Here is a 17,119-nt window from a genome sequence, read left to right on the forward strand (position 1 = left end):
CAGATGGGCGGAGCAGGCGCGCGCGTCAAGCGTCGCCAAAGAAAAGGGCGGCCGCATCGCTGCGGCCGCCCCGATCTCTCAAACCCTTTGTGAGGTCTAGAACTCGACGTGGAGGGTCGCGACGAAGGTCCGCGAATAACCCGGCTGGAACACGCTGGTCCCGGTGGGGTTGCCGGTGAGGTCGCCGATATAACGCTCGTCGAACAGGTTCTTCACGTTGAGCTGGAGATAGGTCTGCTCCATCTCGAAGACCGGCAGCTTGAAGCGGGCGTCGAGGTCCCAGAGGGAATAGCCCGGCGCCTTTTCGGTGTTGACCAGGTTCGTCCAACGATCGCCGACGAACTTGCCTTGCACGCCCAGGCTCAGCCACTCGGTCGGATCCCAGTCGACCCGCACCGCGCCTTGCAGCTTGGGCGTTTCGTAGAGCGACTTGCCCTTGGTTTGGAGAACCGTCCCGAAGCTCTCGCCGGGGATGTTGCTCTGGATTTCGGATTCGATGTACGAGGCCGAAGCGAAGAACGAGAGATAGTCTTCCGGCTGCCACTTCACCTGGCCGTCGACGCCCCAGAGCTTCACGTCGCCGACATTGAGCGAGAAGGCGATGCCGGCGGCTTCGTCGAAGGCGCGTTCGATGCGGTTCGAGAAGTCGTTGCGCCAGGCCGCGGCGGTCAGCAACAGGGTCGGCGACTGGTAGCGCCAGCCGAGGTCAATGGCCTTGCCGATTTCCGGCCCGACGTCCGAGAGCTTCTGGCCGTAGAGATCGTCGGTGCGCGGCGCCGACAGGGTCTCGGCGTAGCTGGCGTAGATCGAGTGATTTTCCGTCAGCTCGTAGCTCACGCCCACGTTCGGCAGGACATCGTCGAACTTGACCTGGAAGGACCGCGGCAGGGCGAAGCGGTTGGCCGAGCTGGAGTTCTGGCTGCTGCCCGCCGTCGGGAAGACGACCAGGGGACGGCCCTGGCCGTCATCCGTACCGGCGACAACCGTCGGGCTCTGGGTGGTGCAGTAGGCGTTGAACGTGTCGCGCTGGTAGCAATAGTTGTTCAGGTCACGCTTGAAGAACGGCGCCCGCAGGCCGGCGTTCAGCAGCAGGCGGTCTTCCATGAACCGGCCGCGATACTCGATCGAGAACTGGTTCAAGGTGGCGATCGAGAAGCGGTCGCGGCGGCGCAGGATCGTGCCGTCCGACAGTACGACCGGCGGGCCGTAGCCGTCCTTGCCGCCGAACACGTCCAGCGGATCGCCGTTCTGGTCGAAGCGGGTGGCCTGGCCGGTCTGGCGGTGACGCGCGTAGTCGATGGTGTAGGCGCCGCGCAGGCTCTGGTTGTCCGCGAACTTCCAGATGATCGAGGAGGTCAGGCTGTAGCGGCGGGTGTTGGTCGTGTTGGGCCAGTACAGCAGCACGCGGTCGAGGGCGTCGCCGTCGCCGTTCAGGTCGGTCGGCGTGCGGAACTGCGGATCGTTCTCCTGGAAGATCGCCCGGCCACCGCCATTGGCGATCGTGTACTGGAACGAAGGGTCGACCGTCAGGATCAGGTTGTCCGTCAGGTGGAAGCTGCCCTGGCCGCGCAGGTTGCCGGTGTTGGACGGATTGATGTTGTTGCCGACATAGTTGGCGCAGGAGGCGGTGAAGCCGGTGGCGCTGGTGGCTTCGTTCTGCACGGTGCCGGCGTTGGGCGCCGGGCGGACGCAGGCGGCGTCGTAGGTGAGCGTGGTGTCCGGCAGGTTCGCCGTGGTCACCCCGTTACGCTCGAACTGGCCGAGATTGATGCGGCGGATGAAGGCGTTGCGGTTCTCGTTGTAGTGCGCGATCAGGCTGACAAAGTCGCCGTTGTCGCCCAGCGGCTGGTAGATCCGGGCGTTGTACTGCTGCTTCTTGATCTTGCCGGTGCCGGTGAAGATGTCGTTGGTGGTGTAGAGGCCGCTGACCCAGGCCTTGGTGCCCCAGGGGCCGAAGGCGCCCGATTCCAGGGTGCCATAATAGCGCTGGAAGTTCTCGGAACCGAGACCGACCTCGAAGCGGCCGCCCATCTCGTCGGACGGCGTGCGGGTCGTGTAGTTGATGGTGCCGCCGGCCGCCGCCGCCGTCGGGCTGTCCACGTCGGTGGTGCCCAGGTTCACGTCGACGCGGCTGATCAGGTCCGAGTCCAGCTGCTGGTTCGGATAGATGGCGTAGTTGCCGCTGTCGTTGAGCGGCACGCCGTCCTGCAGCAGGGCCACGCGGGCGCTGTCGAAGCCGCGCAGGGTGATGTCGCCGCCGGACGAACCGAAGGCGTCGTTGGCGGTGAAGTTCACGCCCGGCAGGATGTTGATGGTGTCCAGGATCGTCTGACCCGGGGTCTGCTTGGCGATGAACTCAGCCGTCAGGGCCGAGCGCGACTTCGGTACCTCGACAGCGACCACGCCGTCCAGCTGCCGGGGCCCGCTGACGCCGGTGACCACCAGTTCCTCGACGATCGCCGTACCGGTCGATTGGGCCATGGCGGCGTTGGAGACCAACAGGCCCGTAGCCAGCGCCGTAGTCGCGCACAGGGCGCGGCTCAAAATCTTGTTCATTTGGAATCCCCTATCCATCGCGAATGGGGTAGCCCCAGCCCCCCAGTCTTGAGCGGTCCTATAGCGCGGAATTTGTCGGTGTGGGTGACGGATTTGTTACGACCACGCCTCGTCGCGGGGCGGTCGCCCGGAAAGGCGGCGCCTGTCGCTTTACAGACACGCCGCCGCGCGCAACCTTCCCGCCGCCCGAGGAGACCCAGGTGGCCCGCAACGCTTTATCCGACCACGGATTTGACGCCGAATGGCGCGCCGTCCTGCTGATCACGGCGGCCCTGACCGCCGTGCGCCTGGCGGCGCTGTTCGCGACCCCCTTGGAGCTCTACCCGGACGAGGCCCAGTATTGGCTTTGGTCGAGGACCCTGGACTGGGGCTATTTCTCCAAACCTCCGATGGTCGCCTGGACCATCTGGGCCACCACGGCGCTCGGGGGCGATTCCGAGGCCTGGGTGCGGCTGGCCTCACCGCTCTTCCACGCCGGGACCACGCTCTGCGTCTATGCGGTGGGGCGGAAACTGTATGGTCCGCACGCGGCCCTGGCCGGGGCGGCGCTCTACCTGCTGATGCCCGGGGTGCAGCTCTCGTCGCTGATCGCCTCGACCGACGCGCCGCTGCTGTTCTTCATCGGCCTGGCGCTCGTGGCCTATGTGAACCTGGCCGGGGCCGAGGGACGGCGGCGCCTGCTTCTGGCGCTGGCCTTCGGCGCGGCGGTGGGCCTGGCCTTCCTGGCCAAATACGCGGCGGTCTACGTGCTGATCGCGCTCGCCCTGCACCTGGGGCTTTCCAGGCAGGGCCGCGCCGCCTGGTCCCCGGGGGCCGCGACGGCCGCCCTAGCGGCCTTCCTGCTCGTGCTGGCGCCCAATGTCGCCTGGAACGCCGCCCACGGTTTCGCCACCGTCCAGCATACGGCCGCCAACGCCGCCTGGGGCGGACGCAAGCTGTTCAACTTCGCGGAGCTCGGCGACTTCCTGGTCTCGCAGTTCGGGGTGTTCGGACCGATTCCGTTCGCGGTGCTGGTGGGCGGCGCGGTGCTGCTGGCCTGGCGCCGGCGGCTGACGGAGGCCGACCTGCTGCTGCTCTGCTTCGCCATCCCGCCCTTCCTGATCGTCACCGGCCAGTCGTTCATCAGCCGGGCCAACGCCAACTGGTCCGGGGCCGGCTATGTGGCGGCCTCGATCCTGGTGGGCGCCTGGCTGGTCCGGTGGCGGGCGCGCGGCTGGCTGATCGCCGCCATCGCCTTCCAGGCGGCGGCCGCGGTGCTGTTCCTGGCCTGCGTGCTCAACCCGCCCTTCGCCGACAAGGTGGGCCTGGCCAATTCCTTCAAGCGCGCCAAGGGCTGGGAGCAGATCACCGAGAAGATGGTCGAGCGCGCCCTGCGCGAGGGGCCGGGCGAGCTCTCGGCCATCGCGGTGAACGACCGGTTCCTGTTCAACGCCGCGGCCTATTACGGGCGCGACTTCCTCGCCCTGCCCGGCCAGGCGCCTCTGGTCATGTGGCTGCGCGAGGCCCATCCGCAGAACCAGGCCGAGACCACCGCCCCGCTGACGGCCCAGGTAGGCCGGCGGGTCCTGGCCGTCAGCCTGGAGCAGGTCTATCGCGACGAGATGGCGGCCGACTTCAAGACCGTCCAGGACCGCGAGATCGTCAGTGTCCGGCTGGACAGGAAGCGCCGCCGCCGTGCTGAGATCTTCATCGCCGAGGGCTTCGCGCCCAGGCCGCGCGACCCGGTCAGCGGTGCGCCGATCCCCATACGGCCTTGAGCGCCCGGTCGCGGCCGCAGCCGATCCGGTAGCGGTTGTAGGCGGCGGGGTTCTTCTTGGCGTAGTCCTGGTGGTAGGCCTCCGCCGGCCAGAAGGGCGACTTGCGCAGCACCCTGGTCGCCACCGACCTGCCGAGAGTCTTGGCCACCCGGGCCTTGACCTCCAGCGCCGTGGCCCGCTCGGCCTCGGTCGTGACGAACACCGCGGTGGTGTAGGCGTGCCCGCGGTCGCAGATCTGCCCGCCGGAATCGATCGGGTCGATATTGTGGAAGAAGCCGTCCACCAGCTCCGCATAGCTGATCCGGGCGGGGTCGTAGGTGACCTTCACCGACTCCAGGTGGCCTTCGTGGTTCCGGTAGTCGGGGTTTCGCAGGGCGCCGCCGGAATAGCCGGAGACGGCCTCGGTGACGCCGGGCATGCCCTCCATGGCCTTTTCGACGGACCAGAAGCAGCCGCCGGCGAAGACCGCGGTCTTGAGCGGGCCGGCGGCCCAGGCCGGCGCGCTCGCCGGGGCGGCGGCCGAGAGGCCGAAGACAGCGGCCAGGGCCACGGCGGTCAGGGTCGGTTTCATAGGGCCAAGCATCTCACCATGCGCCGGCGGGACAAACCGCCGTTTCGCCGATGAGATACGGATAGATCGCCGAGCCGGATGCTAGATGGCGACGGCGAAGTCGGCTTCCGTCTTGGCCTTGACCTCGTCCAGGGTGACGCCGTCGGCCAGGGCCGTGAGCGTCAGGGGCGACTTGCCTCGGCTGATGTCGAACACGCCCAGATCGGTGATCAGCAGGTCGACCACGCCGGCGCCGGTCAGCGGCAGGGTGCAGGCCTTGAGCAGCTTGGGCGCGCCGGACTTCTCGATGTGGTCCATGACCACGACCACGCGCTTGACGCCGGCCACCAGATCCATGGCCCCACCCATGCCCTTGACCACCTTTCCGGGCACCATCCAGTTGGCCAGGTCGCCCTTCTCGGAAACCTGCATGCCGCCCAGGATGGAGAGCGCGATGTGGCCGCCGCGGATCATGGCGAACGAGTCGGCGCTGGAGAAATAGGACGACGAGTCCAGCTCGGTGATGGTCTGCTTGCCGGCGTTGATCAGGTCGGCGTCCTCTTCCCCCTCATAGGGAAAGGGGCCCATGCCCAGCATGCCGTTCTCGCTCTGCAGGGTCACGTGCATGCCGGCCGGGATGTAGTTGGCCACCAGGGTCGGGATGCCGATTCCGAGGTTCACATAGAAGCCGTCGCGCAGCTCCATGGCGGCGCGGGCCGCCATCTGTTCGCGGGTCCAGGCCATCTTAAGCGCTCACCTTGTCTTCTCGCGGCCGCGTCGTGACGCGCTCGATGCGCTTCTCGTACTTCGCGCCGGCCACGATGCGGTCCACATAGATGCCTGGGGTGTGGATGTTGTCCTTGTCCAGGGCCCCGATCTCCACCAGCTTCTCGACCTCGGCGACGCAGGCCTTGCCCGCGGTGGCCATCATCGGATTGAAGTTCCGCGCGGTCTTTCGGTAGACGAGGTTGCCCTCGGCGTCGCCGGCATAGGCCTTGACGATGGAGAGGTCGGCCATCAGGCCGCGCTCCATGACATAGAGCTCGCCGTCGAACTCGCGGACCTCCTTGCCCTCCGCCACCAGGGTGCCGACCCCGGTCTTGGTGAAGAAGGCCGGGATGCCGGCCCCGCCGGCGCGGATGCGCTCGGCCAGGGTGCCCTGCGGGTTGAACTCCAGCTCAAGATCCCCCGAGAGGTAGAGCTGCTCGAACAGCTTGTTCTCGCCCACATAGGACGAGATCATCTTGCGGATCTGGCCGCTCTCCAGCAGGACGCCCAGGCCGAAGCCGTCGATCCCGCAATTGTTGGAGACCACGGTCAGGTCCTTGGTCCCAGCCTCGCGGATCGCCGCGATGAGGTTTTCCGGGATGCCGCAGAGGCCGAAGCCCCCGGCCATGATCGTCATGCCGTCGAACAGCAGGCCCGCCAGGGCCTCGACCGCGTCTTTTTGAACCTTGTTCGCCATGCGGTTCCCTTAGGTCACGACGTCGAGAATATCAACAGTTGGTGAATTAGATTCCGATGCGCATATGCCGCCGCATCGGGCCATAGTCGGGGCTCCAAGACGAGGGCGAGATCAGAGCATGCATGGCGACGGACTTCTGATCCAGGCCCTGGTCTATCTGGCCGCGGGCGTGATCTCGGTCCCGATCGCCAAGCGCCTGGGACTGGGCTCGGTGCTGGGGTACCTGATCGCCGGCGTGCTGGTGGGCCCCTTCGTGCTCGACCTGGTCGGCGAAGCCGGAGACGTGATGAAGTTCGCCGAGTTCGGCGTGGTCATCCTGCTGTTCCTGATCGGGCTGGAGGTCCGCCCCGCGCTGCTGTGGCGGATGCGCACGGCGATCTTCGGCCTGGGCGGGGGCCAGGTGGCCTTCACCACGGCCCTGACCGGCGGCGCGGCCCTGTTGCTGGGCCTTCCGTGGCAGATGGCCCTGGCGGTCGGGCTCACCCTGTCGATGTCCTCCACCGCCATCGTGCTGGCCAGTCTCGAGGAGCGCGGCCTGCGTCAGGGCGCCGTCGGCGAGGCGGCCTTCGGCGTGCTGCTGTTCCAGGACCTGGCGGTGATCCCGCTCTTCGCCCTGCTGCCCTTCCTGGCCACCATCGCCCCCGACGCCGCGGCCCAGGCCGGCGGACATGGCGGCGACTTGCTGGGCGACCTGCCGGGCTGGGCGCGGGCGCTGGCCATCATGGGGGCGGTCGGAGCGGTGGTGGTCGGCGGCAAGTACCTGACCCAGCCGATCTTCCGGTTCATCGCCGCCGCCCGGCTGCGTGAGATATTCACCGCCTTCGCCCTGCTGCTGGTCATCAGCGTCGCGGCCCTGATGCAGACCGTCGGCCTGTCGCCGGCGCTGGGCGCCTTCCTGGCCGGGGTGGTGCTGGCCGAGAGCGAGTTCCGCCGCGAGCTGGAGACCGACATCGAGCCCTTCCGCGGCCTGCTGCTGGGGCTGTTCTTCATCACGGTCGGCGCGGCGCTGGACTTCGGCGTGATCCTGGCCCAGCCCCTGCTGCTGGCGGGGCTGGTGATCGGACTGATGATCTTCAAGGCCGTGGCCATGTACGGCGCGGCCCGGATCTTCCGCATCCCGCCGCTGGCGGCCGGCACCACGGCCGTGGCCCTGGCCCAGGGCGGGGAGTTCGCCTTCGTGCTGCTGACTTTCACAGTTGGGGCCGGAGTCATCGATCCTGAGCTCGCCAAGCTGATGACCGCCACCGTGGCGCTCTCCATGGCCGCCACGCCCCTGGCCATGCTCGCGCACGAGCGCCTGATCCTGAGCCGCCCCATGGCCGAGGGGCCAAAGCCCGAGCAGCAGCCTTTCGACGAGGGCGAGCCGCACGTGATCGTCGCGGGCTTCGGTCGGGTCGGCCAGATCTCGGCGCGCCTGCTGATGGCCAACGACTTCAACGTGGTGACCCTGGATTCCAGCATCGAGCAGATCGAGACCCTGCGCCGCTTCGGCCGGAAGGTGCACTATGGCGACGCCGCGCGACTGGACCTGCTGCGCACCGCGGGCATCGAGAAGGCCGCGCTGCTGATCGTGGCCATCGACGACCAGGACAAGGCCGCCGAGCTGGTGGAGGCCGCGCGTCAGGCCTTCCCGCACCTCAAGATCCTCGCACGCGCCTGGGATCGGCGGCACGCCTACGACCTGCTGCGCAACGGCGCCGACGATGTGGAGCGCGAGACGTTCGAGGGTGCGCTGGCCATGGGCCGCCGCGCCCTGGTGACGCTGGGCTTCAGCGACTACCGGGCCACCCGCGCGGCCACCTTCTTCCGGAAGCTGGACAAGAAGCTGTTCGACGAGCTCGCCCCGATTTCGGGCGAGGAGGAGAACTTCATCATGGCCGCCCGCGATTCACGCGACACCATGGACAGGCTGCTGGCCGCCGAGATGCGCCGCGCCGCCGAGGAGGAGGACCAGGAACGGCGAGCCGCCGCCCTGGCCTCCACCAAGGAGAATCAGCCCGTATAGGGCTGCAGGACGATCTCGACCCGACGGTTCTGCGCGCGGCCCGCATCCGTGGCGTTGGAGGCGGTCGGCGCGCTTTCGCCACGGCCGGCGACGAACAGGCGGTCCTGGAGGACTCGGCCGGGGGACACGAGATAGGCGGCCACCGAGGCGGCGCGCCGCTCGGACAGGGCCTGGTTGTAGTCGTCAGGGCCTGTGGCGTCGGCGTGGCCGACCACGTCCACCAGGGTCTGGGGATAGCCGTTCAGGGTGCGGGCGACACTATCCAAGACGCCGAAGAACTGCGGCTGGATGTCGGAGCGATCGACGCCGAAAGTCACGTCGCTGGGCATCTGCAGAACGATATTGTCGCCCTGACGCACGACGTTGACGCCGCTGCCGGCCAGATCGCGCCGCAGGTCGGCCTGCTGCCGATCCATGTAATTGCCCACCGCCGCGCCGCCGAGGGCGCCGATCCCCGCGCCGATGAGGGCGTTCTTGCGCCCCTGCTCGCTGCGATTGGTGTTGGTGAGGTAGCCCAACGCCGCGCCGCCCAGGGCGCCGGCGATGGCCCCCGTGCCGGTGTTGTTCCGAACGGTCTGTCCGGTGTAGGGGTCGACGGTGGTGCAGGCGGCCAAGGCGCCCGCGCCGAACAAACATGCCCCAAGGGCTGACCAGGTGCGCATTAAATGACTTTCGTGTGGAACCAGCCGTCGGAACGCGGCGCCAAGGCCAAGGTTCCCGGATGCGTCGTATACTCGACAGAGGGGAAAGCGCGATGACACCCTCCATTCAGCCCGTGTCGTTCCAGGATTTCGGACGCGATTTCGACGGCTTCGCCCGCGACCTGGGCGGCTCGTTCGCCCGCTACGGCTTCGCGGTGATCTCCGACCACGGCCTGCCCCAGGACCGCATCGACCGCGCCATCGCCGCGGCCAAGACCTTCTTCGCCCTGCCCGAGGATGTGAAGAAGAAGTACGTCGGGGTGGGCGGACAAAGGGGCTACACCCCCTTCGGCATCGAGACCGCCAAGGACGCCCAGCACTTCGACCTGAAGGAGTTCTGGCACATGGGCCGGGACCTGCCGGCGGGCCATCCCTACCGTGCCTCCATGCCCGACAATGTCTGGCCGGCCGAAGTCCCCGAGTTCCGCGCCGAGATCGCCTGGCTGTTCGAGACCCTGGACGCGCTCGGCCGCAAGGTCCTGGAGGCCATCGCCGCCTACCTGAAGCTCGACCGCCATTTCTTCGACGCCACCGTCGACCAGGGCAATTCGATCCTGCGCCTGCTGCACTATCCGCCGGTGCCGAAGGACGGCCCCAACATCCGCGCCGGGGCGCATGAGGACATCAATGTCATCACCCTGCTGCTCGGCGCGGAGGAGGCCGGGCTGGAGGTCCTCGACCGCGATGGCCGATGGCTGGCGATCAATCCGCCGCCCGGCTCGGTGGTGTGCAATATCGGCGACATGCTGCAGCGGCTGACCAACAAGGTGCTGCCCTCGACCACCCACCGGGTGGTCAATCCCGCGCCCGAGCGGCGGGGCTTCGCGCGCTATTCGACGCCCTTCTTCCTGCACTTCAATCCGGACTACGAGATCGTCACCCTGCCTGGTTGCGTCGACGGTGCGCACCCCGACCAGGGACTGCCGCCGATCACCGCCGACGCCTTCCTTCAGGAGCGGCTGCGCGAGATCAAGCTGCTTTAGAAGTCCTTGAGTCCCCTGGGCTTTGAGCTTCACCTTGAAAGTCCCTCCGCCTCTTCAGGCGCTCGCAATCGCTCCACAGCTTTCTAGTGAAGGTTGCCGAACACCGTTCGGATAAAGACGGAAATTTAACCCAGACCACCCAGTCTCCGGCCGCAAACGTGGTTCGGGGGAGAAGATGTCCGAGGAAGGACCGGCTTTGCAGGCCGAGGCCCAGCGCCTCGCCGCCATCGCGACCCTTGATTTGGACGAGCTGAAGCCGACCTTCGAGCGGATCGGCCGGCTGGCCCGCGCCTTTTCCCGCGTGCAGCTGGGCGACGTGGTCCTGGTGGGCGCCAAGCGCACCTGGCACGCCAGCATCGGACCGGACTGGACCGACGAACAGGTCAGCGAGGACCAGTCGTTCTCACAGGTTGCGGTCGAAAGCGACGAGGTCCTGTGGGTGGCCGACACCCGCAAGGACAGCCGCTTCGCGTCGCACCCACATGTCACGGGTTCTGAGGGCGTGCGATTCTACGCTGGCGCCGCCATCCGCCTGGGCGGACAGCGCATCGGCGTGGTCTGCGTCGCCCACCACGAGCCCCGCGCCTATGACCCGGAGCTCGCCGACTACCTGATCGACCTCGCCGCCATCGCCGCCAACGAATGCTCCCGCCACCAGGCCCAGCGCGACCTGGTCAAGGCCGCCCAGGAGGCCCGCCGTTCGGAAGAGCGGGTCAAGCTCGCCCTGGAGATCGGCGAGGTCCGCATGTGGGAGATGGACTATCAGCGCGGCTCGCTCAGCACCGTGGGGTTCGACTATACGGAGCTCGGCATGGAGCCGACCTTCGACCTGATGATGGCCGACATGTGGTTCGGCATCCATCGCGACGACCGCGCCGGCGCCCAGCGCGCTTGGGAGGATCACGTGACCCACGGGGTCCCCTTCCGCGAGACCTATCGGGTCCTGCAGAAGGACGGGCCGCATCAGTGGCACTACTCGGCGTGCGAGGCCACCAAGGACGAGCAGGGGCGGGTGATCCGCGCCATCGGCGTGCTGCGCAACATCGACAATCAGAAGCGCGGCGAGCTGGAACTGCTGAAGGCCAAGGACGAGGCCGAGGCGGCCAACAAGGCCAAGAGCGAATTCCTGGCCAATATGAGCCACGAGATCCGCACCCCCTTGAACGGGGTGATGGGCATCGCCGGCGCCCTGGCCCGCACCGAGCTGTGTGGAAGTCAGGCCGAGATGGTCGAGCTGATCGAGACCTCGGCCCAGACCCTGGAAGCCCTGCTCACCGACATCCTGGACCTGGCCCGCATCGAGGCCGGGCGAATGGAGATCCGGCCCGAGCCCTTCGACCTGACCACCTCGGTCAACGCCTGCGCGGCCCTGTTCGAGGCCTCGGCCCAGGCCAAGGACATCGAGCTGAAAGTCGAGCTGGAGCCCTACGCCCAGGGCATGTTCGAGGGCGATGCTCCGCGCATCCGCCAGGTCCTCACCAACCTGCTGGGCAATGCGGTGAAGTTCACCTCCGGCGGCGAGGTGAAGCTCTCGGTCCGCGCCCGCCGCGACGAGACCACCACTCACCTCACCTTCGCGGTCTCCGACACCGGCATCGGCTTCGACGAAAAGACCCGCCAGCGGCTGTTCGGCCGTTTCCAACAGGCCGACGGCTCGATCACCCGCAAGTACGGGGGCACGGGCCTGGGCCTGGCCATCTCCCGCTCCCTGGCCGAGGCCATGGGCGGCGACCTGACCGCCGAGGCCACCCCGGGCAAGGGCGCGACCTTCTACCTGTCCCTGGAGCTCCCGCGCCGCGAGGGCACCGTGGAGATGTGGGGCGAGCACGAGACCCACCAGACCGAGGAAGCCGAGTTGGACACCATGCGCGTCCTGCTGGCCGAGGATCATCCGACCAACCGGCGGGTGGTGGAGCTGATCCTGGGCGCGGCCGGGGTCGACCTGATCAGCGTCGAGAACGGCGCCGAGGCGGTGGACGAAGCCGCCCGCTCGCGCTTCGACCTGATCCTCATGGACATGCAGATGCCGGTGATGGACGGCCTGACCGCCATCAAGGCCATCCGCCGCCGCGAGGCGCGCAACAACGAGCCGCGCACCCCGATCTACACTCTCACCGCCAACGCCATGCCGGAGCACGCACAGGCCTCGTCGGCCGCGGGCGCCGACGGTCACGTAACCAAGCCGGTCACCGCCGAACGCCTGCTGCACGTGGTCGAACAGGTTTGGACGGAGCGGTCCAACGGCGCGGCCGCCGGGCCGGTGGCGCTGAGCGCCTAGGCGGGAGCTACTTCGAAAAGATTCCCATCAGCAGCGGCCGGGCGAACACCGAGGGCGCGGCCTTCTGGGTGACGCCGTGGACCCAGACCCCGAGCTCCGCTCCGGCGTTGAGGGTGGCGTTCAGCATCTGTGCGGCGATGAACGGATCGACCGGGCGGACCGACCCCTCCGAGATCCCGTCCGAGATCATCGAGGCGAAACGGTCGGACACCCGGTTGGAATGGGCCACCTGCTCCTCGCGGATGGCCTCGGGCAGGGCCGACAGGGCCGTGGTGCGCAGCAGCGGCCCGTACTCCGAGAGCTGGTATTCGGCCAGCGCGGCCGCGGCGCTGGTCAGCTTCAGCCACTGGTCGCCGGCCAGGCCCATGGCCAGGCGCTGGACCCGGCGCATCACCTCGAAGGTGCGGTCGAAGCAGGCGACCACCAGATCCTCCTTGGCGTCGTTGTGGTGGTAGAACGAGCCCTTGGTGACGTTGAGCGCGGCCGAGATCTTGTCCACCGAGGCGCCGCGATAGCCGCGCGAATTGACCAGCCGCGTGGCGGCCAGCAGGAAGGTCTCGCGGCTCATCTCCTGGCCGTCGCGGGCCGCCAGGTCGGCGAGCGGGATCTGAGCCGGCGCCCATTCGGCGCCCGCCACGGCCAGGCCGCCCGTCAGGATGTCCAGCATGCGCTCGCAGATACGCGGATAGTCCTCGGCGTCGTATTTCGGAAGCCAGGCCGCGGCCCAGAAGATCTGCTCCATGAGCATGTGGGTGCGCGCCGTGCGGCGACCGCGGCCCAGCCAGGCGAGGTCTGGGGTGTCGAACACCCCGCGCACCTTGCGGAACAGCTTCAGGAAGGCCTCGCTGACCTCGGCGCGGCGCGGATTGTTCAGGGCCCGGATATCGGAGAGCGCCGGCAGGGGCGGCGCCTCGCCCACGGCGGTCAGCCGCAGGCGTTCCAGATAAAGCTCCAGCAGCATGCGCAGGCGGGCCGCCGGCGTGGACTGGCCCATGGCCTGGTCGGCGGCGCCCTGCAACCAGGCGATCCCGCGCATCATGCAGGCGGCGGCCAGGTCGTCCTTGCGCTTGAAATAGTAGGTGACGCTGGTGGTGGAGAGACCGACTGCCGCGGCGGCCACGCCCAGGGTCAGGCCCTTCACGCCCTTCTGGTTGAGGATCAGGGTCGAGGCGTCCAGGATCGCTTCGCGCTTGCGCGCGAAACGGTCGGTCGATCGGCCGCCGTTGCGCTCAGCCATGACCCCGGAAGCTCCCCCGTCGCGGACCGCTCCCCGGCGATCCCCACCCTCTAGTATCGCAAGGCCTTTCCGGCGCAAGACGCCAGCATGCCGCTCCGTCAACCGGCGGCGAACGGATAGGGCGAGATCGACTTGGTGAAGTCGTCCACCGTCAGGGTGCGGTTGATGGGTTCGGCCGCCCGTTGCGGACAGGCGGGCCGCTCGCAGATCCGGCACGCGGGGCCGATGGCCGTGGCCACGGGGTCGCGCAGGTCGATGCCGCGGGAATAGACCAGTCGTTCGGCGAACTTCAGCTCGCAGCCCATGCCGATGGCCAGTTCGGAGTCGTCGCCGGCATAGGGCGTGGCGATACGGCTGACGGTTCGCGACAAGGTGAAGTAGCGCTGGCCGTCAGGGGTCTCGACGATCTGGGTGACGATGCGCGATGGGGTGCGGAAGCTGGTGTGGATGTTCCAGCGCGGGCAGGTGCCGCCGAACCGCGAGAAGGGGAAGGTCGCCCCGGCGAACCGCTTGGAGATATTGCCCGCCGAATCCACCCGCAGCATGAAGAACGGCACACCGCGCGCGCCGGGCCGCGACAGGGTGGTCAGGCGGTGGCAGGCCTGTTCAAACGACACGCCGAAACGGGCGCGGACCAGCTCGATGTCATAGGCCGTGCGCTCGGCGGCCTCGTGGAACGCCGCGTACGGCATCATCAGGGCGGCGGCCAGGTAGTTGGTGAGGCTCACCTTCAGCAGCGCGCGGGTCGGGCGGTCGGGCGGACCGGAACGGTCGGCCATGGCGTCCAGCATCGGGCCGTATTCCAGGATCGCCAGCTGGTAGGCGAGCGAGAAGGAACGCCCCGCGCCGGTCAGCACCTCCGACAGGAACAGCCGCTTGCGGTGATGGTCGTAGCGGCGGACTGACTCCGGCAAGACGTCGAGCGGCACCACCCGGACCTGGATGCCGTGGCGCTTGGCCAGCCGCTCGCGGGCCGCGTTGTGGAACTCCTGCGGCTCGTAGGCCAGCTCGGCCACCAACTCGTCGGCGGCCTCCTCCAGCTCTGCGAAATAGTTCTTCTGGTCCTGGATGAAGTCGCGCACCCAGTCCGACGGGATCACCGACGACGATGAGGCCCCGCCCTCCTCCGGCCGCCCGATGGCGCCCAGGTCGGTGAGCCGGCGCTGGTCCAGGTAGGATCGGTAGAGCCGTACGATGGCCTCCGCCACCCCGGGGGCGGAATCGGCCACCTCGGCGATCTCGTGGCGCGCCACGCCCAGGTCGCGGAACATCTGGTCGGAGAACACCTCGGACAGTCCGGTGGCGCCGGCCGAGTCCGGGTCCGACGACAGGCTCTTCAGGTCGAGGTCATAGGCCTCGGCCAGGCGAAGCAGCACCTGGGCGGTCACCGGCCTCTGATTGCGTTCCAGAAGGTTGAGATAGCTCGGCGAGACGCCGAGATCCTCGGCCATGCGGGTCTGGGTCAGACCCAGCTCACGGCGCAGACGCTTCATGCGGGCGCCCAGGAACAGTTTCCGGTCTGTGGTCGCGACGGCCATGAGTCTGATTGTCACAGATTTACAAGATTTACAAGGTCGCACTGTGACATGTGCGCCTTTTGCCTCCGCGTTAACTCTTCGCGCCGTGCGTCATAAGCGTTAGAGGGCTGCAACGGCTTGTCACAAGTGACGGCCACGGCAATCGCGGAAGAGACAGATGGCATACCAAGACCACATCATCGAGATGGGCCAGCTCATCAAGAGCAAGAACGGCACCTGGGACGGCATCAACGCCGAGTCCGTGGCCCGTATGCGCCTGCAGAACCGCTTCAAGACCGGCCTGGAGATCGCCCGCTACACCGCCGACATCATGCGCAAGGACATGGCGGCCTACGACGCGGACTCGGCCAACTACACCCAGTCGCTGGGCTGCTGGCACGGCTTCATCGGCCAGCAGAAGATGATCGCCATCAAGAAGCACTTCGGCACCACCGACCGGAAGTACCTCTACCTGTCGGGCTGGATGGTCGCGGCGCTGCGTTCCGACTTCGGCCCGCTGCCCGACCAGTCGATGCACGAGAAGACCTCGGTGCCGGCCCTGATCGAAGAGCTGTACACCTTCCTGCGCCAGGCCGACGCCCGTGAGCTGGGCGGCCTGTTCCGCGACCTCGACGCGGCCCGCGCCGCGGGCGACAAGGCCAAGGAAGAAAAGCTGCTCGACGCCGTCGACAACTTCCAGACCCACGTCGTTCCGATCATCGCCGACATCGACGCCGGCTTCGGCAACGCCGAGGCGACCTACCTGCTGGCCAAGAAGATGATCGAGGCTGGGGCCTGCGCCCTGCAGATCGAGAACCAGGTCTCCGACGAGAAGCAGTGCGGCCACCAGGACGGCAAGGTCACCGTGCCGCACGAGGACTTCCTGCAGAAGGTCCGCGCCTGCCGCTACGCCTTCCTGGAGCTGGGCGTCGAGAACGGCATTATCGTCACCCGCACCGACTCGCTGGGCGCCGGCCTCACCAAGCAGATCGCCGTCAGCAACGCGCCGGGCGACCTGGGCGACCAGTACAACAGCTTCCTCGACTGCGAGGAGATCACGCCCGAGAACGCCAACAACGGCGACGTGGTCCTGAACCGCAACGGCAAGCTGCTGCGTCCCAAGCGCCTGCCGTCCAACCTGTTCCAGTTCCGCGAAGGCACCGGCGAGGACCGCTGCGTCCTCGACAGCATCACCTCGTTGCAGAACGGCGCCGACCTGCTGTGGATCGAGACCGAGAAGCCCCACGTCAGCCAGATCGCCGGCATGATGGACCGCATCCGCGAGGTCATCCCCAACGCCAAGCTGGTCTACAACAACAGCCCGTCCTTCAACTGGACCCTGAACTTCCGCCAGCAGGTGTTCGACGCCTACAAGGCGGCGGGCAAGGACGTCTCGGCCTATGACCGCGAAAAGCTGATGAGCGTCGACTACGACGGCACCGAACTGGCCGTCGAGGCCGACGAGCGCATCCGCACCTTCCAGGCGGACGGCGCCAAGCGGGCCGGCATCTTCCACCACCTGATCACCCTGCCGACCTACCACACCGCCGCGCTCAGCACGGACAACCTGGCCAAGGAATACTTCGGCGCGGCCGGCATGCTCGGCTACGTCCTCGGCGTCCAGCGCCAGGAAATCCGCCAGGGCATCGCCTGTGTGAAGCACCAGAACATGTCGGGCTCCGACATCGGCGACGATCACAAGGAATACTTCGCCGGCGAGGCTGCCCTGAAGGCCGGCGGCGTCCACAACACGATGGGCCAGTTCGCCTAGAGTTATCGAGATCCGGCCACGGCCGGGGGAGCAAGGACCATGACCACGGAACGGTATTGGGTTGTCGGCGGCGAATACAGCTGCATGGCGTTCAAGTCCCTGAAGGGCGAAGGCCCGAAGGTGCTGGGCCCTTACGAGACCAGGGAAGAGGCCAGCGAAGTGTGGAAGCGGATCTCGCGGGAAACCCGCAGCGGCGCGACCACCCGCTTCGCCATCGCCTCGGAACAGCTCGTACTGCCGGCCTGAACGTCATGGGCCGCTAAAGCGCCCAGTTGTCTCTCCTAGAGCTCGTCCCGGCC

At 67.7% G+C, this 17,119-nt stretch carries 13 protein-coding genes; 6 read left to right on the plus strand and 7 right to left on the minus strand.

The genetic code is table 11. The annotated features are described in order from the left end of the window. Positions 1–96 precede the first annotated feature (96 nt). A complete protein-coding gene (locus tag M9M90_RS21215; protein ID WP_305885127.1) occupies positions 97–2,556 on the minus strand; it encodes a TonB-dependent receptor in 2,460 nt (819 codons plus the stop codon). Between the two features lie 200 nt (positions 2,557–2,756). Here M9M90_RS21215 and M9M90_RS19090 point away from each other — a divergent pair, with 200 nt between their 5' ends. Beyond that, positions 2,757–4,313, plus strand: a complete 1,557-nt coding sequence (locus M9M90_RS19090) for a glycosyltransferase family 39 protein (protein ID WP_254834819.1) — start codon at positions 2,757–2,759, stop codon at positions 4,311–4,313. On the opposite strand, the gene msrA is transcribed toward M9M90_RS19090, so the two are convergent. The 3 genes from msrA to M9M90_RS19105 all read right to left on the minus strand — a co-directional run bounded on the left by msrA (position 4,282) and on the right by M9M90_RS19105 (position 6,328). Then, positions 4,282–4,884, minus strand: coding sequence for a peptide-methionine (S)-S-oxide reductase MsrA (msrA, locus tag M9M90_RS19095; protein WP_254834820.1), 603 nt, complete (start codon positions 4,882–4,884; stop codon positions 4,282–4,284). The genes M9M90_RS19090 and msrA overlap by 32 nt on opposite strands. Before the next feature lie 81 nt (positions 4,885–4,965). Then, positions 4,966–5,607, minus strand: coding sequence for a 3-oxoacid CoA-transferase subunit B (locus tag M9M90_RS19100; protein ID WP_254834821.1), 642 nt, complete (start codon positions 5,605–5,607; stop codon positions 4,966–4,968). 1 nt (position 5,608) lies between these two features. Then, complete coding sequence (locus M9M90_RS19105) at positions 5,609–6,328, minus strand: CoA transferase subunit A (protein WP_254834822.1); 720 nt, start codon at positions 6,326–6,328, stop codon at positions 5,609–5,611. A 118-nt stretch (positions 6,329–6,446) separates the two neighbouring features. Between M9M90_RS19105 and M9M90_RS19110 the strand changes: the two genes are divergently transcribed. Then, a complete protein-coding gene (locus tag M9M90_RS19110) occupies positions 6,447–8,333 on the plus strand; it encodes a monovalent cation:proton antiporter-2 (CPA2) family protein (protein WP_254834823.1) in 1,887 nt (628 codons plus the stop codon). On the opposite strand, the gene M9M90_RS19115 is transcribed toward M9M90_RS19110, so the two are convergent. Next, positions 8,321–8,995 (minus strand): OmpA family protein, encoded by a 675-nt coding sequence (locus M9M90_RS19115; protein WP_254834824.1) that lies wholly within the window; start codon positions 8,993–8,995, stop codon positions 8,321–8,323. The genes M9M90_RS19110 and M9M90_RS19115 overlap by 13 nt on opposite strands. 92 nt (positions 8,996–9,087) lie before the next feature. Here M9M90_RS19115 and M9M90_RS19120 point away from each other — a divergent pair, with 92 nt between their 5' ends. Next, on the plus strand, positions 9,088–10,017 hold the full coding sequence (locus M9M90_RS19120; protein ID WP_254834825.1) for an isopenicillin N synthase family oxygenase: 930 nt from the start codon (positions 9,088–9,090) through the stop codon (positions 10,015–10,017). Between the two features lie 175 nt (positions 10,018–10,192). Next, positions 10,193–12,295, plus strand: a complete 2,103-nt coding sequence (locus M9M90_RS19125; protein WP_254834826.1) for an ATP-binding protein — start codon at positions 10,193–10,195, stop codon at positions 12,293–12,295. A gap of 7 nt (positions 12,296–12,302) precedes the next feature. Here M9M90_RS19125 and M9M90_RS19130 read toward each other — a convergent pair whose 3' ends face one another. Then, entirely contained in the window at positions 12,303–13,532 is a 1,230-nt protein-coding gene (locus tag M9M90_RS19130) for a TetR/AcrR family transcriptional regulator (RefSeq protein WP_254834827.1), read from the minus strand. A 98-nt stretch (positions 13,533–13,630) separates the two neighbouring features. After that, positions 13,631–15,070, minus strand: a complete 1,440-nt coding sequence (locus M9M90_RS19135) for a short-chain fatty acyl-CoA regulator family protein (protein ID WP_254834828.1) — start codon at positions 15,068–15,070, stop codon at positions 13,631–13,633. A gap of 157 nt (positions 15,071–15,227) precedes the next feature. Here M9M90_RS19135 and M9M90_RS19140 point away from each other — a divergent pair, with 157 nt between their 5' ends. Both M9M90_RS19140 and M9M90_RS19145 read left to right on the plus strand, forming a co-directional pair. After that, a complete protein-coding gene (locus M9M90_RS19140) occupies positions 15,228–16,820 on the plus strand; it encodes an isocitrate lyase (protein ID WP_254834829.1) in 1,593 nt (530 codons plus the stop codon). Positions 16,821–16,859: 39 nt separating this feature from the next. Next, positions 16,860–17,066: a hypothetical protein gene (locus M9M90_RS19145; protein WP_254834830.1), complete on the plus strand. Its 207-nt coding sequence runs from the start codon at positions 16,860–16,862 to the stop codon at positions 17,064–17,066. The last annotated feature ends 53 nt before the right edge of the window (positions 17,067–17,119 follow it).

Origin of the sequence: Phenylobacterium sp. LH3H17, assembly GCF_024298925.1 — a bacterium.
Taxonomy (GTDB): Bacteria; Pseudomonadota; Alphaproteobacteria; order Caulobacterales; family Caulobacteraceae; genus Phenylobacterium.

Excerpts from the sequence above, each read along its gene's own strand:
- msrA (WP_254834820.1), bottom strand. The coding sequence starts at position 4,884 with ATGAAACCGACCCTGACCGCCGTGGCCCTGGCCGCTGTCTTCGGCCTC.
- M9M90_RS19135 (WP_254834828.1), bottom strand. The coding sequence starts at position 15,070 with ATGGCCGTCGCGACCACAGACCGGAAACTGTTCCTGGGCGCCCGCATG.
- M9M90_RS19130 (WP_254834827.1), bottom strand. The coding sequence starts at position 13,532 with ATGGCTGAGCGCAACGGCGGCCGATCGACCGACCGTTTCGCGCGCAAG.
- M9M90_RS19145 (WP_254834830.1), top strand. The coding sequence starts at position 16,860 with ATGACCACGGAACGGTATTGGGTTGTCGGCGGCGAATACAGCTGCATG.
- M9M90_RS21215 (WP_305885127.1), bottom strand. The coding sequence starts at position 2,556 with ATGAACAAGATTTTGAGCCGCGCCCTGTGCGCGACTACGGCGCTGGCT.
- M9M90_RS19140 (WP_254834829.1), top strand. The coding sequence starts at position 15,228 with ATGGCATACCAAGACCACATCATCGAGATGGGCCAGCTCATCAAGAGC.
- M9M90_RS19125 (WP_254834826.1), top strand. The coding sequence starts at position 10,193 with ATGTCCGAGGAAGGACCGGCTTTGCAGGCCGAGGCCCAGCGCCTCGCC.
- M9M90_RS19115 (WP_254834824.1), bottom strand. The coding sequence starts at position 8,995 with ATGCGCACCTGGTCAGCCCTTGGGGCATGTTTGTTCGGCGCGGGCGCC.
- M9M90_RS19105 (WP_254834822.1), bottom strand. The coding sequence starts at position 6,328 with ATGGCGAACAAGGTTCAAAAAGACGCGGTCGAGGCCCTGGCGGGCCTG.
- M9M90_RS19120 (WP_254834825.1), top strand. The coding sequence starts at position 9,088 with ATGACACCCTCCATTCAGCCCGTGTCGTTCCAGGATTTCGGACGCGAT.
- M9M90_RS19100 (WP_254834821.1), bottom strand. The coding sequence starts at position 5,607 with ATGGCCTGGACCCGCGAACAGATGGCGGCCCGCGCCGCCATGGAGCTG.
- M9M90_RS19110 (WP_254834823.1), top strand. The coding sequence starts at position 6,447 with ATGCATGGCGACGGACTTCTGATCCAGGCCCTGGTCTATCTGGCCGCG.